The sequence below is a fragment of the Amycolatopsis sp. WAC 01376 genome (assembly GCF_003947415.1).
In the GTDB taxonomy this organism is placed as follows: domain Bacteria; phylum Actinomycetota; class Actinomycetes; order Mycobacteriales; family Pseudonocardiaceae; genus Amycolatopsis.
The window spans coordinates 220,033-233,195 of record NZ_QHKL01000002.1; the positions used below are offsets into that span (position 1 = coordinate 220,033).

The 13,163-nt window shown below is 67.4% G+C and carries 12 protein-coding genes; all 12 read left to right on the plus strand.

Translation table 11 applies throughout. From position 1 onward, the window contains the following. Positions 1-45: 45 nt before the first annotated feature. The 12 genes from DMH03_RS10325 to DMH03_RS10380 all read left to right on the plus strand — a co-directional run bounded on the left by DMH03_RS10325 (position 46) and on the right by DMH03_RS10380 (position 13,157). On the plus strand, positions 46-534 hold the full coding sequence (locus DMH03_RS10325; RefSeq protein ID WP_125791800.1) for a glyoxalase/bleomycin resistance/extradiol dioxygenase family protein: 489 nt from the start codon (positions 46-48) through the stop codon (positions 532-534). A 104-nt stretch (positions 535-638) separates the two neighbouring features. Beyond that, a complete protein-coding gene (eno, locus tag DMH03_RS10330; RefSeq protein ID WP_125791801.1) occupies positions 639-1,925 on the plus strand; it encodes a phosphopyruvate hydratase in 1,287 nt (428 codons plus the stop codon). A 251-nt stretch (positions 1,926-2,176) separates the two neighbouring features. Next, positions 2,177-2,539, plus strand: a complete 363-nt coding sequence (locus DMH03_RS10335) for a septum formation initiator family protein (RefSeq protein WP_125792864.1) — start codon at positions 2,177-2,179, stop codon at positions 2,537-2,539. An 89-nt stretch (positions 2,540-2,628) separates the two neighbouring features. Then, complete coding sequence (locus DMH03_RS10340) at positions 2,629-3,144, plus strand: DUF501 domain-containing protein (RefSeq protein WP_370310801.1); 516 nt, start codon at positions 2,629-2,631, stop codon at positions 3,142-3,144. A gap of 182 nt (positions 3,145-3,326) precedes the next feature. Next, positions 3,327-4,529: a lytic transglycosylase domain-containing protein gene (locus DMH03_RS10345; RefSeq protein ID WP_125791803.1), complete on the plus strand. Its 1,203-nt coding sequence runs from the start codon at positions 3,327-3,329 to the stop codon at positions 4,527-4,529. A gap of 22 nt (positions 4,530-4,551) precedes the next feature. Then, positions 4,552-5,505: a Ppx/GppA phosphatase family protein gene (locus DMH03_RS10350; protein ID WP_125782558.1), complete on the plus strand. Its 954-nt coding sequence runs from the start codon at positions 4,552-4,554 to the stop codon at positions 5,503-5,505. 256 nt (positions 5,506-5,761) lie between these two features. Beyond that, on the plus strand, positions 5,762-7,381 hold the full coding sequence (locus DMH03_RS10355) for an ABC transporter substrate-binding protein (protein WP_125791804.1): 1,620 nt from the start codon (positions 5,762-5,764) through the stop codon (positions 7,379-7,381). Positions 7,382-7,490: 109 nt separating this feature from the next. Further along, positions 7,491-8,417 (plus strand): ABC transporter permease, encoded by a 927-nt coding sequence (locus DMH03_RS10360; RefSeq protein ID WP_125791805.1) that lies wholly within the window; start codon positions 7,491-7,493, stop codon positions 8,415-8,417. After that, on the plus strand, positions 8,410-9,363 hold the full coding sequence (locus DMH03_RS10365; RefSeq protein WP_125791806.1) for an ABC transporter permease: 954 nt from the start codon (positions 8,410-8,412) through the stop codon (positions 9,361-9,363). The genes DMH03_RS10360 and DMH03_RS10365 overlap by 8 nt, the downstream gene beginning before the upstream one ends. A 6-nt stretch (positions 9,364-9,369) precedes the next feature. Next, positions 9,370-10,362, plus strand: coding sequence for an ABC transporter ATP-binding protein (locus DMH03_RS10370; protein WP_125791807.1), 993 nt, complete (start codon positions 9,370-9,372; stop codon positions 10,360-10,362). Beyond that, positions 10,355-11,353 (plus strand): ABC transporter ATP-binding protein, encoded by a 999-nt coding sequence (locus DMH03_RS10375; RefSeq protein ID WP_125782568.1) that lies wholly within the window; start codon positions 10,355-10,357, stop codon positions 11,351-11,353. The genes DMH03_RS10370 and DMH03_RS10375 overlap by 8 nt, the downstream gene beginning before the upstream one ends. A gap of 145 nt (positions 11,354-11,498) precedes the next feature. Then, positions 11,499-13,157 (plus strand): S8 family serine peptidase, encoded by a 1,659-nt coding sequence (locus DMH03_RS10380; RefSeq protein ID WP_199748889.1) that lies wholly within the window; start codon positions 11,499-11,501, stop codon positions 13,155-13,157. Positions 13,158-13,163: the final 6 nt, after the last annotated feature.

Here is a 13,163-nt window from a genome sequence, read left to right on the forward strand (position 1 = left end):
GGCCGTTCACGAGGCGCTGAAACGGTCATGGTGAACTGTCCTGCCATGAGCAGTGCCGAAGCGGATAGGCCCGAAACCGAGCCCGGCTACCTCGGTCTCGCGCCGTACCTTTACTACGCAGACGCGACCGAGGCGGTCGCATGGCTGGTCAGAGTGTTCGGGTTCACCGAGGAAGTGCGCTTCGCCGACGCCTCCGGAGAGGTGTTCCAGGCGACGCTGTGCGCCGGTCCGGCGAAGATCCAGCTGGCCGGGGTCGGCCCCGAGTACTGGCAGGCGAAGGGTGTCGACGGCCCGGTCGGGCAGCTGAACATCGTGTACGTCCCCGACGCCGACGCGCAGTACGAGCGCGTCCGCGCCGCGCTGGGCGACGACGCCGACATCGACGCGCCCCAGGATCAGCCCTACGGCGCCCGCGTGTTCACCGTCTCCGACATCGGGGGGAACAGCTGGACCTTCTGGCAGCAGTTCTCCGACACCGTCGAGCTTCCGTCCGGTTGGCGGGAAGTTCGCGCAGGTGAACCAACCGACTCGTAGGTCTGGTCGGGGCGCATTGTGGCGCGTGCCTCCAACGGGTGAACGGCGCCGACGGCTAGGCTGGGCGCGGTCACCGCAGGCACAACCCACATGAGGAGCATGGCGTGGCGCTCATCGAGCAGGTAGGCGCTCGCGAGATTCTGGACTCGCGAGGCAACCCGACGGTCGAAGTGGAGGTGGCTCTCGACGACGGCACGCTGGCGCGGGCCGCGGTCCCCTCGGGTGCGTCCACCGGCGAACACGAAGCCGTCGAGCTGCGTGACGGCGACCCCGGCCGGTACAACGGCAAGGGTGTCGAGCGCGCGGTCGCGGCCGTCCTGGACGAGATCGGCCCGGACCTGGTCGGCACCGACGCCGTGGACCAGCGCATCGTCGACCAGAAGCTGGTCGACCTCGACGGCACGCCGGCGAAGTCCCGCCTCGGCGCGAACGCCATCCTCGGCGTTTCGCTCGCCGTCGCGAAGGCCGCCGCCGAGTCGGCCGAGCTGGAGCTGTTCCGCTACCTCGGCGGGCCGAACGCGCACGTGCTGCCGGTGCCGATGCTGAACATCCTCAACGGTGGCGCGCACGCCGACACCGATGTCGACATCCAGGAATTCATGATCGCGCCGATCGGCGCCGAGTCGTTCCGCGAGGCCCTGCGCTGGGGCACCGAGGTCTACCACTCGCTGAAGTCGGTTCTGAAGGGTCGCGGCCTGGCCACCGGCCTCGGCGACGAAGGCGGCTTCGCGCCCAGCCTGAAGAACAACCGCGAGGCGCTCGACCTGATCCTTCAGGCGATCGAGAAGGCCGGGTACGCCCCGGGCCGCGACGTCGCGCTCGCGCTCGATGTCGCCGCGACGGAGTTCTTCTCCGACGGCGCGTACACCTTCGAAGGCGCGAAGAAGAGCGCCGAGCAGATGTCCGCCTACTACGGCGAGCTCGTCCGCGACTACCCGCTCGTGTCCATCGAGGACCCGCTGAGCGAGGACGACTGGGACGGCTGGGTCCAGCTGACCACCGAGATCGGCGAGAAGGTCCAGCTGGTCGGCGACGACCTGTTCGTCACCAACCCGGACCGCCTCGAAGAGGGCATCACCCGCCGCGCCGCCAACGCGCTGCTGGTGAAGGTCAACCAGATCGGCACGCTGTCGGAGACCCTCGACGCGATCTCGCTGGCCACCTCGTACGGCTACAAGTCGATGATGAGCCACCGGTCCGGCGAGACCGAGGACACCTTCATCGCCGACCTGGCCGTCGCGACCGGGGTCGGCCAGATCAAGACCGGCGCCCCGGCGCGCGGCGAGCGGATCGCCAAGTACAACCAGCTGCTCCGCATCGAGGAGACCCTCGCCGACGCGGCGCGCTACGCCGGCGACCTCGCGTTCCCGCGGTTCAGCCCGGAGGGGTGAGGCGGGAGTGTTTTTTGATCTTTTGAAGTCGCGACGAGTCGGCCAGTGAAGGCGCGATAAAGATGATGGCGGACCGGGGGAGGGCGCGGACGACCCGTCGTAGCAGCGGGCGCGCGGGCGGCGGTGGCTCCAGCAGGGGCCGCCGTCCGGAGCGTGCCCGTCGCACGACGACGACGGAGGTCCGCGCCCGAACCCGGCTGCGCCGCAGCCTGGCGGCGAAACGGGCATCGGGTGCCGCGAAGGTGCTCGGCATGTCCACCACCCGCCGGGCCGCGGTGGTGGCGATCGTGGTGTGCGCGCTCGCGTTCACCATCGCCGTCCCGCTGCGCACGTACCTCAGCCAGAAGTCCGAGGTGAACGAGCAGCAGCAGTTGCAGTCCGAACTGCAGAGAAGCGTCACCCAGCTGGAAGGCCGCAAGGCCGAGCTGAGCGATCCCGCGCAGATCGAGGCGGAGGCGCGGAAGCGGTTCGGTTTCGTGAAGCCCGGCGAGACGCCGTACATCGTGCAGCTCCCCGAGGACAAGGCGCCCGCACCGGGACAGCCGCAAGGTCAGCAGCCGGTGCCCGCGGGCTCCTGGTACGAGAAGCTGTGGGATCAGGTCGCGGGCGGCTGAAGGGGACCTTCACCGCATGAGATGCGGTGAAGGGAGCTTTCACCACGTCCTATGCGGGGAAAGCGTCCTTCAGCCGGGCGTTTAGCCTTATGGGCGTGAACAGCACGGAAAAGTCTTCCTTCGAGCCTGTGACCGACGCCGACCGCGAGATCATCGCGGACCAGCTCGGCCGGGCACCCCGTGCGCTGCGTGCCGTCGCCGCGCGCTGCCCGAGCGGCCACCCGTCGGTCGTGCAGACCAGTCCCCGCCTCGACGACGGCACCCCGTTCCCGACGCTCTACTACTTGACCTGTCCGAAGCTGACTTCGATGGTGGGCACGCTCGAGGCGTCCGGGCTGATGAAGGAGATGACCGACCGGCTCGCGGAGGACCCCGAGCTGGCGGCCGCCTACCAGCGGACCCACGAGAGCTACCTCGCCGAACGCGACGCCATCGACCCGCTCGGCCACGAGGTCAGCGCGGGCGGGATGCCCGGACGCGTCAAATGCCTGCACGTCCACTTGGCACACACGCTCGCCGTCGGCCCCGGGGTGAACCCGTTCGGCGACGAAACCCTCGCGCTGCTCAAAGCCAACGGGTGGCCGTCGGGCGACTGCCAGGGGTAACACCGACCCCTGGTGCACAGATAGTTCCTCCAGGTGGGTTAATTCACCCGATGTCGACCAACTGGTCCTCCCCTATGGGGTGAAACCGGTCACCGTATGCGGCAGGCTGGGCACGGTCGGGGTTGACGGGGTTGGCAAGTACCGGATCGCCGGATCGCGATCCGCCGGGAGGGTTCTGAGGTATGCGCGTGAGGCACGTGCCAGGCGCGGTGACCGGTGTTGTATCCATGGGCTCTCGCCTGAGACGCGTACCCCGAGCCGTCCGGAGACTCTGTCTCCGGCACCGCACGATCGCCGCGGTGACCGGAGGCGTCCTCGCCATCGTCCCGGCCTGTGCCGGGGTCATCGCCGCCGGCAGCTGGGCCGCGACGGCGAGCACGGTCCATTCCGACAACGTCGCCCTCGTCGGCGGCTATGACCCGAAGAACCCGCTCGTCCAGCAGATCGGTGTCGACGGCAGCCTGCCGAACGCCCCGACCCCGCTCCCGCTGCCCGCGGACGAACTCCCCAACGGACCGCTCGGCATCCCGGTCACCGCGCTCGCCGCGTACCGCAACGCCGCCGACATCCTCATCGCCGAACAGCCCACCTGTCACATCGACTGGGCTTTGATCGCGAGTGTCGGCCGCATCGAGTCCAACCACGCGCGCGGCGGCTACGTCGACGCGAAGGGCAACACCCTCGAACCGATCCTGGGCCCGCAGCTCAACGGCGCCGGACCGTTCGCGGCCATCCCGGACACCGACGGCGGCAAATTCGACGGTGACACGGTCTGGGACCGCGCCGTCGGCCCGACGCAGTTCATCCCGTCGACGTGGAAGGGCTACGCCTCCGACGGCAACGGCGACGGCGAGTCCAACCCGAACAACATCTTCGACGCGGCGCTGGGCACCGGGCGGTACCTGTGCTCCGGCGGGCTCGATCTGTCCAAACCGGACCAGTTGCGCGCGGCCGTCTTCCGCTACAACAACTCCGACACCTACGTGAACACCGTGCTGATCTGGGCCGAGGCCTACCGCACGGGTGTGCTGCCGACGCCGGACAGCAGGGTGCCCATCGGCGCACCGAACGCCGGTGCCGCTCCGCCGCCCGCGTCGGTGCCGCCGCCTCCGGTGCCGTCGACGCCACCCGGTTCGGTGACGCCGCCGCCGTCGAGCTCGCTGTCGCCGACGAATTCGAGTTCTTCGCCGTCGAAATCGTCGCCAAGCTCGAAGCCACCGCAATGCCCGACGGTCACCGTGACGGAGACGGTACCGACCACGAGCACCAGCCCGACGACCACGAGTTCGACCACGCCGCCGCCGTCGACTTGTACTTCGCCGACGACGACCACAACGACCACGACGGTGACGCCGACGGACACCAGCGGTACCAAGTCCCCCTGATCGCATTGACTACTCTGGCGGCATGCCTCGTGTTGCCGCGATCGACTGTGGGACCAACTCCATCCGTCTGCTCGTCGCCGAGCTGACCCCCCGCCACGACGGGACGGTCGACCTGCGCGACCTGCACCGCGAGATGCGGATCGTCCGCCTCGGCCAGGGGGTGGACGCCACCGGCAGGCTGGCCCCCGAGGCGCTCGAGCGCACCCGCAAGGCGCTGGCCGACTACACGGTCGCCGCGCGCCGCAAGGGCGTCGAAAAGGTCCGCATGGTCGCGACGTCGGCGACTCGTGACGCGAGCAACCGCGACGAGTTCTTCGCGATGACGCGCGAGGTGCTCGGCACCGAGGCCGAAGTCATCAGCGGGGACGAAGAGGCGCGGCTGTCCTTCACCGGCGCCGTCGGCGAGCAGGATCCCGACGACGGCCCGTTCGTGGTGGTCGACGTGGGCGGCGGCTCGACCGAACTCGTGGTCGGGACCTGGGACGGCCGCCAGGCCGAGGTCATCGCGGCCAAGTCAGTCGACATCGGCTGTGTGCGGATCACCGAACGCGCGCTGAAGTCCGACCCGCCGACAGCGGCCGAAATCGCCGAAGCCCGCGAACTGGCCGCCAAGGTCCTCACCGAGGCCTTCGACGTCGTGGACGTGTCCACCGCCAAGACCTGGATCGGTGTCGCCGGGACGGTCACGACCTTGACGGCCGTGGCGCAGGGCCTGTCGGAGTACGACTCCGAGCGCACCCACCTCTCGAAGCTTTCCCACGCGGACATCGACCGTGTCGCGCGGTCGCTTCTCACGGCCGACCACGCGACCCGCGCGGCGAACCCGGTGATCCACCCGGGCCGGGTCGATGTGATCGGCGGCGGTTCGGTGATCGTGCAGGTGCTGGCCGAGCAGTTCGCCACGCGCAGTGGTCCTGACGAATTGGTGATCTCCGAGCACGACATCCTCGACGGGATCGCGCTCTCGTTGGCCTGAGGGCCGGGTTTTCTCTTACGTGAAGCCATTTCTTTAGGTGATCAAGCGGTGACCTCCAGTCCGGATTAGACCATTCGGCGCAGCGTTGTTCCTACCAACGTTGTGCTCTGACCGGGTGGTCCGGAAGACCGTCACACATTTGCAACACCAACGCACTGTGATCGGCTTCACCTGTCCCATAGCGTCGTCTCACCTTCTGGGCGGTAGGGCGCGACCAGCGCCCGCCGACAATCCGACGACGAGAGTTGGAGGGGACATGCGGGCTTCACGCGGGTTCTGGGGAGCGACGGCGGTGGTGGCCACGGCGGCCATGCTGCTGACGGCCTGTGGGGGTGGTGGGTCCGGTGAGAACAAGGGATCCGGTGCCGCTGACGCCAACGCGGCGGTTTCGGTCTACGGCACCGAGCCGGAGAACTCGCTGATTCCCGCCAACACCAACGAGCTCGGTGGGTCCAAGGCCCTCAAGCCGGTCTTCTCGGCGCTGGTCGGCTACAAATCCGACACCGCCGAGCCGTACAACCTGATGGCCGAATCGATCACCACGACCGATTCGAAGGTTTTCGACATCAAGATCAAAAAGGGCTGGAAGTTCCACGACGGGACCGAGGTCAAGGCCAAGAACTTCGTCGACGCCTGGAATTACAGCGCGAACGGCAAGAACGGCATGCAGAACGCGTCGTTCTTCGAGCAGATCCAGGGCTACGACGAGATCAGCGCCAAAGAGCCCGCCGTCAAGGAGATGTCCGGGCTCAAGGTCGTGAACGACTACGAGTTCCAGGCCACCCTCAAGGGCCCGTTCTCGGTGTTCGCCACCAAGATCGGCTATCTCGCCTTCGCACCGTTGCCGGACAAGTTCTTCGCCGACCCGGAGGCGTTCGCCAAGGCTCCGATCGGCAACGGGCCGCTGAAGTTCGTTTCGCGCACGCCCAACCAGAACATGAAGCTCACGCGGTTCGACGAGTACCAGGGCGACGACAAGGTCAAGTTCAAGGACCTGGAAGTCCGCATCTACACCAGCCAGGAGACCGCGTACCAGGATCTGCTGAGCAACCGCCTCGACTTCATGGAGGCGCTCCCACCCGCTGCGAAGGCCGGTGGCAAGTACAAGACCGACCTCGGTGAGCGTCTTGTCGAAGGGAAGCTGCTCGGCGTCAGCGCGCTCGCGCTCCCGTACTACGTGCCCGGCTACAACAACCTCGACCTGCGCAAGGCGATCTCGCTGGCCATCGACCGCGAGCAGATCGTCAAGACCGTCATGAACGACACCTACGCGCCCGCCGACGGCTACGTGTCGCGCGGTATCGAGGGCTACCGGCCCGGTGTCTGCGGCGAGTTCTGCAAGTTCGATCCGGTGAAGGCCAAGGAGTTCTTCGCGAAGTCCGGCTACACCGGCAAGCTGACCATCGCGTCGAACGCCGACGGTGGCCGTAAGGAACCGCTGGTCGCGGCGTGCAACAGCATCAAGAACGCGCTCGGCGTCGAATGCGACTTCGTGCCGGCGACCGACTTCGGGCAGTGGCGCAGCATCGTCAACAACCGCCAGCTGACCGGTATGGGCCGCTCCGACTGGTCCGCCGACTACCCGTCGATCGAGAACTACCTGAACCCGCGCTACAAGAGCACCGGTTCGTCGAACGACTCCACCTACAACAACCCGGCCGTCGACGCGCTGCTGACCCAGGCTGACCAGACCGCCGACAAGGCGGCCGCGATCAAGCTGTACCAGCAGGCCGAGGACCTGATCGCGAAGGATCTCCCGCAGATCCCCGTATGGGAAGAGAAGGGTGTCGGCGGCAAGTCGAACCGCCTCAAGACCGCGAAGCTCGACTTCGGTCGTCTCGCGGACTACGCGTCCATCGAGGTCGCGGCGAAGTAATCGCGTGGTCGTGCGGTCGTGAGTGGCGATTCGGGTTCTTACCCGAATCGCCACTCACGACCCGCCGGACCGACAGCTCCCACCACGCGATCCCCAGGACGGCACGCCCATGTCCCAGTACATCCTCCGACGCCTACTCCAACTCATCCCGGTCTTCTTCGGCACGACGTTCCTCATCTACGCCCTGGTGTGGGCGGTGCCCGGCGACCCGTTCGCCGGCAAATGCGGTCAGGTCGCCTGCCCGCCCGCCTACATCGAGATGATGACCGCGAAGTTCAATCTCGACGATTCGATCTTCGTCCAGTACTTCAAATACCTCGGCAACCTGTTCACCGGCGACTGGGGCGAGACCTTCAACGGCGTCTCGGTGGGCGAACTGATCGGGAACGCCTATCCGGTGACCGTCCGGCTCGCCCTCATCGCGGTGGCCATCGAAGCGATCATCGGCCTGTCCGCCGGTATCCTGACCGGCCTGCGCGGCAAGGGTTTCCTCGACAACCTCGTGCTGATGTCCACCACGTTCCTGATCTCGATCCCGGTGTTCGTCACCGCGATCGTGCTCCAGATCGTCCTCGGTTCGGAATTGGGCATCATCGACGCGAGCGTCTCCGAGGACGCCACGATCGGCGAACTGATCGTGCCGGGAATAGCGCTCGGCAGCCTTTCCATGGCCTACATCGCCCGGTTGACCAGAGCGAGCATCGCCGAAAACCGGCATGCCGACTACGTCCGTACGGCCATCGCGAAAGGACAGCCGCGCAGCCGCGTCGTCGGCGTGCACCTGCTCAGGAACTCGGTGATCCCGGTGCTGACCTTCATCGGCACCGACATCGGCGCGCTCATGGGCGGGGCCATCGTCACCGAAGGCGTGTTCAACATCAACGGCATCGGCGGGCTCATCTTCCGCGGTATCCAGAACCGGGAGGGCGCCACCGTCACCGGCGTCGTCGTCCTGCTGGTGATGGTGTACCTGCTGGTGAGTCTCACCGTCGACCTGCTCTACGCCGTTCTCGACCCGAGGATCCGTTATGACTGACCCCAATGTGGCGGGCGGCGTGTCCTCTGTGGACATCGCCGGCGCCGGAGTCGCCGACGATTCCGCGGTGGCGCACAAACCGCGCAGCCTCGGCGGCGACGCCTGGCGGATGCTGCGCAAACGGCCGTCGTTCATCATCTCCGCCGTCATCATCGTGCTCGTCGTGCTCATCGCGATCGCGCCCGACCTGTTCAGTTCCCGGCCCGCCGGCTTCAGCGATCTGCTCCACGCCAACGAAGGACCGTCGGCGGACGCCTGGTTCGGTTACGACAACCAGGGTTACGACGTCTACGCGCGGACAATCCACGGCGCGCGGGCGTCGCTGCTGGTCGGCGTGTTCGCCACGGTGCTGACCATCCTGATCGGCTCGGTGGTCGGGATCGTCGCCGGGTACTACGGCCGCCTCGTCGACAGCCTGTTCTCGCGGGTGGGCGACATCTTCGCGGCACTGCCGTTCGTGCTCGGCGCGATCGTCATCCTGACCACCTTCAACGCACCCGGCTCGAATCCCGGCGCGGTCACCATCATCGTGCAGGTGGTGGTCTCGATCGCCGCGCTGAGCTGGCCGGTGGCGATGCGCATCATGCGGTCGGCGACGCTGGTGGCCAAGCAACTCGACTACGTCAAGGCCGCGCGGGGACTCGGCGCGAGCACGCCGCGCATCGTGTTCCGGCATCTGCTGCCCAACACGGTCGCGCCGGTGCTCGTCTACGGGACCATCGCGCTCGGCGCGTTCATCGGCGCGGAAGCGACGCTGGCGTACCTCGGTGTCGGCGTGCGGCCGCCGGTCATCTCGTGGGGCGTGATGATCAGCGACGCGCGGGACTACTTCCGGGTGAACCCGCACATGCTGTTGTTCCCCGCCGGATTCGTCACCATCACCGTGCTCGCGTTCGTCATGCTCGGTGACGGGATCCGCGACGCGCTCGACCCGAAGGCCCGGTGAGCGGCTGTGACCGACGAATTGCTGCTAGAGGTGGAAGACCTCCACGTCGAGTTCCGCACGTCCGACGGTGTCGCGACCGTGCTCAACGGCGTGGACTACTCCGTGCACGCCGGGGAAACCCTTGCCGTGCTGGGAGAATCGGGTTCCGGCAAGAGCGTGACCGCGCAGACGGTGATGGGCATCCTCGACAGCCCGCCCGCCGTCGTCACCGGTGGCGCCGTCCGCTACCGCGGCGAGGACCTGCTCACGGCCACGGAAGAGCGGCGGCGTGAAGTCCGGGGCGGGGAGATCGCGATGATCTTCCAGGACGCGCTTTCGGCGCTGAACCCCGTCTTCACCGTGGGATTCCAGATCGAGGAACAGCTGCGGGTCCGGCTAGGGATGTCCAAAAAGGACGCACGCAAACGGGCGATCGAACTGCTCGACACCGTGCGCATCCCCGCCGCCGCCCGCCGGATCCGCGAGTACCCGCACCAGTTCTCGGGCGGGATGCGGCAACGCGCGATGATCGCCATGTCGCTCGCGCTCGACCCCGATCTGCTGATCGCGGACGAGCCGACGACCGCGCTCGACGTCACCGTGCAGGCCCAGATCATGGACCTGCTGGCGGAGATCCAGGCCGAACGGCGGATGGGGCTGATCCTCATCACGCACGACCTCGCCGTGGTCGCCGAGGTCGCCGACCGGATCGCCGTGATGTACGCGGGCCGGATCGTCGAACAGGCCGACGTCGCCGAATTGTTCCGCTCGCCGGGGCATCCCTACACCGAGGCGCTGATGGCCTCGCTGCCGCGGCTCGACCTCAAAGGACAGACGCTGGAGACCATCAAGGGCCTGCCGCCGAGCCTGCTGAACGTGCCGCCCGGCTGCCCGTTCCATCCGCGGTGCCCGCGGGCGGAGAGCCGGTGCGAGACCGAACGGCCGGCTCTGCACAACCTCGGCTTCGGCCGGGTCAGCGCCTGCCACTTCGCCGACGAGGTGGTGAGCGGCCGTGTCTGAACCCATTCTGCGGGTCGAGAACCTGGTGAAGTACTTCCCGGTGCGAGCCGGGATCCTCTTCAAACGCACCATCGGGCAGGTGAAGGCCGTCGACGGGGTCTCCTTCGACCTCATGCCAGGGGAAACGCTGGGCGTCGTCGGCGAATCCGGTTGCGGCAAGTCCACGCTGGCCCAGGTGCTGATGCGGCTGGAGGAACCCACGGGCGGCCTCGCGACCTTCGAGGGCCGCGACATCTTCGCGTTGCGGGGAGCCGAACTCCGGAAGTTGCGGCGTGAGATCCAGATCGTGCTGCAGGATCCGTACACGTCGCTGAATCCGAGGATGACGGTCGGCGACATCATCGGCGAACCCTTCGAGATCCACACCGAGGTGGCGCCGAAGGGATCGCGGGCGGCGAAGGTGCGGGAACTGCTCGACGTCGTCGGGCTGAACCCCGAGCACATCAACCGGTATCCGCACCAGTTCTCCGGCGGGCAGCGTCAGCGCATCGGGATCGCGCGGGCACTGGCGCTGCGGCCGAAAGTGATCATCTGCGACGAGCCGGTTTCCGCGCTGGATGTTTCGATCCAGGCGCAGGTGATGAACCTGCTCGGTGAACTGCAGAAGGAATTCGGCCTTTCCTATGTGTTCATCGCACACGACCTGTCCGTTGTCCGTCACCTTTCCACGCGGGTCGCGGTGATGTATCTCGGCAAGATCGTGGAAATGGGGACCGAAGAGGAGATCTACGAGCACCCGTCGCATCCCTACACGCAGGCGTTGCTGTCCGCGGTGCCGGTCGCGGATCCGGCGTTGCGCGGGCAGCGACAGGTGATCCGACTGGAAGGCGACGTGCCGAGCCCGCTGGATCCGCCGTCTGGCTGCCGGTTCCGCACGCGGTGCTGGAAGGCGCAGGACATTTGCGCCGATCAGGTACCCGAATTGATCACGCGGTCCGGCGGGCATTTGTCGGCCTGCCATTTCGCGGAGGAGAAAACGGTCGTCCCCTGACTTTCGTAGGGACTTCGTTGATAAGAAGAGATCACTCACGTAGCTTGCACGAATAGTTTTCTTCAGGAGGCAGGAAGTGAAAAAGCCCAGATCTCTCGTCATCGCGCTGGCGGTACCGCTGTTCGGTGCAATCGTCGCCGCGCCGATGGCGTCCGCGCAACCACAGCTTTCCGGCGCCGCCACCGAATTCTCCGTTCTGGCCCGTGAAGGCCAAAGTGTGGCTTCGGTGGAGAAGGCGATCCGCGCCGCCGGGGGCACCGTCGTGGCGAGCAACGCCGCGGTCGGCCTGATCACCGCGACCGCGCCCGCCAACGGTTTCGCCGAACGCGTCGCCGCGGACCGCTCGGTCTTCGGTGCGGCCAAAGCGAAGCCGATCGGCACCGCGCCGAAGAACGGCAAGGCGAAGGTCAAGCCGAGCGTCGTCGAGAAGGAGGGCCGCGGCGCCGCGGCCCCGTCCGCCAAGAAGCCGGCGCAAGCGCAGGCCGTCGGCATGGACCCGCTCGACGATCAGCTCTGGGGACTCAAGTCGGTCCGGTCGGATCTTTCGCGGACCAAGCAGCCGGGTGACAAGCGCGTCAAGGTCGGCGTCATCGACACCGGTGTCGACGGGAACCACCCGGACATCGCGCCGAACTTCGACCGCGCGGCGTCGCGGAACTTCACGAAGGACATCGTCGCCGACGTCAACGGCGCCGTGGTCGACGGACCGTGTGAATTCCGCAGCTGTGTCGACCCGGCCGACCACGACGACAACGGGCACGGCACGCACGTCGCCGGCACCATCGGCGCCGCCGCGAACGGTTTCGGTGTCTCGGGTGTCGCGCCGAACGTGACGCTGGTGAACATCCGCGCCGGGCAGGACTCGGGCTTCTTCTTCCTGCAGTCGACCGTGGACGCGATCACCTACGCGGGCGACGCCGGTGTGGACGTCGTCAACATGAGCTTCTTCACGGACCCGTGGTTGTACAACTGCGCCGCGAACCCCGCGGACACGCCCGCGCAGCAGGCGGAGCAGCGCACCATCATCGAGGCGACGACCCGCGCGCTGAACTACGCGCACCGCAAGGGCGTCACCCAGGTCGTCTCGCTGGGCAACCAGCACAGCGACCTCGCCGCCCCGCAGCCGGACGCGTCGAGCCCCGGCTACCCGTCGAACAGCACGCACCCGCGGCAGATCGACAACGCGAGCTGCCTCACGCTGCCCATCGAAGGCCCGCACACGATCGGTGTCTCGTCCTTCGGTCCTTCGCAGGCGAAGGCGGACTACTCGAACTACGGCGTCGAGCAGATCTCGGTCTCCGCACCCGGCGGCTACTTCCGTGACGGCTTCGGCACCCCGTGGTTCCGCACGCTCGAGAACCAGATCCTCTCGACGTACCCGCGCAACGTCGGCGTCGCGGAAGGCACCATCGACGCCGCCGGGAACATCACCCCCGCCGGTGTCACCGCCGGCATCAAGAAGGCGACCGCCGCCGACGGCAGCGTCGGCTACTACCAGTGGCTGCAGGGCACGTCGATGGCGTCCCCGCACGCCGCGGGTGTCGCGGCGCTGATCGTTTCGCAGTACGGCAAGGGTTCGCGCGACTTCGGCATGAACCCGGACGCCGTGCAGCGGGTACTCGAGGGCACGGCTTCGGACGTCGCCTGCCCGGTGCCGCGCACCGTCGACTACCTGGACGAAGGCCGGGACGCGTCGTTCACCGCGACCTGCACCGGTGACGCTTCGTTCAACGGCTTCTACGGTCACGGAGCCGTGGACGCCTGGTCGGCCGTTACGCGGGGTTCGCAGTACCTGCGGGGCTGATCTTTG

Coding starts and splice junctions, on each gene's coding strand:
- DMH03_RS10325 (WP_125791800.1), top strand. CDS start 46: ATGAGCAGTGCCGAAGCGGATAGGCCCGAAACCGAGCCCGGCTACCTC.
- DMH03_RS10335 (WP_125792864.1), top strand. CDS start 2,177: ATGTCCACCACCCGCCGGGCCGCGGTGGTGGCGATCGTGGTGTGCGCG.
- DMH03_RS10340 (WP_370310801.1), top strand. CDS start 2,629: ATGGGCGTGAACAGCACGGAAAAGTCTTCCTTCGAGCCTGTGACCGAC.
- DMH03_RS10345 (WP_125791803.1), top strand. CDS start 3,327: ATGCGCGTGAGGCACGTGCCAGGCGCGGTGACCGGTGTTGTATCCATG.
- DMH03_RS10350 (WP_125782558.1), top strand. CDS start 4,552: ATGCCTCGTGTTGCCGCGATCGACTGTGGGACCAACTCCATCCGTCTG.
- DMH03_RS10355 (WP_125791804.1), top strand. CDS start 5,762: ATGCGGGCTTCACGCGGGTTCTGGGGAGCGACGGCGGTGGTGGCCACG.
- DMH03_RS10360 (WP_125791805.1), top strand. CDS start 7,491: ATGTCCCAGTACATCCTCCGACGCCTACTCCAACTCATCCCGGTCTTC.
- DMH03_RS10365 (WP_125791806.1), top strand. CDS start 8,410: ATGACTGACCCCAATGTGGCGGGCGGCGTGTCCTCTGTGGACATCGCC.
- DMH03_RS10380 (WP_199748889.1), top strand. CDS start 11,499: ATGGCGTCCGCGCAACCACAGCTTTCCGGCGCCGCCACCGAATTCTCC.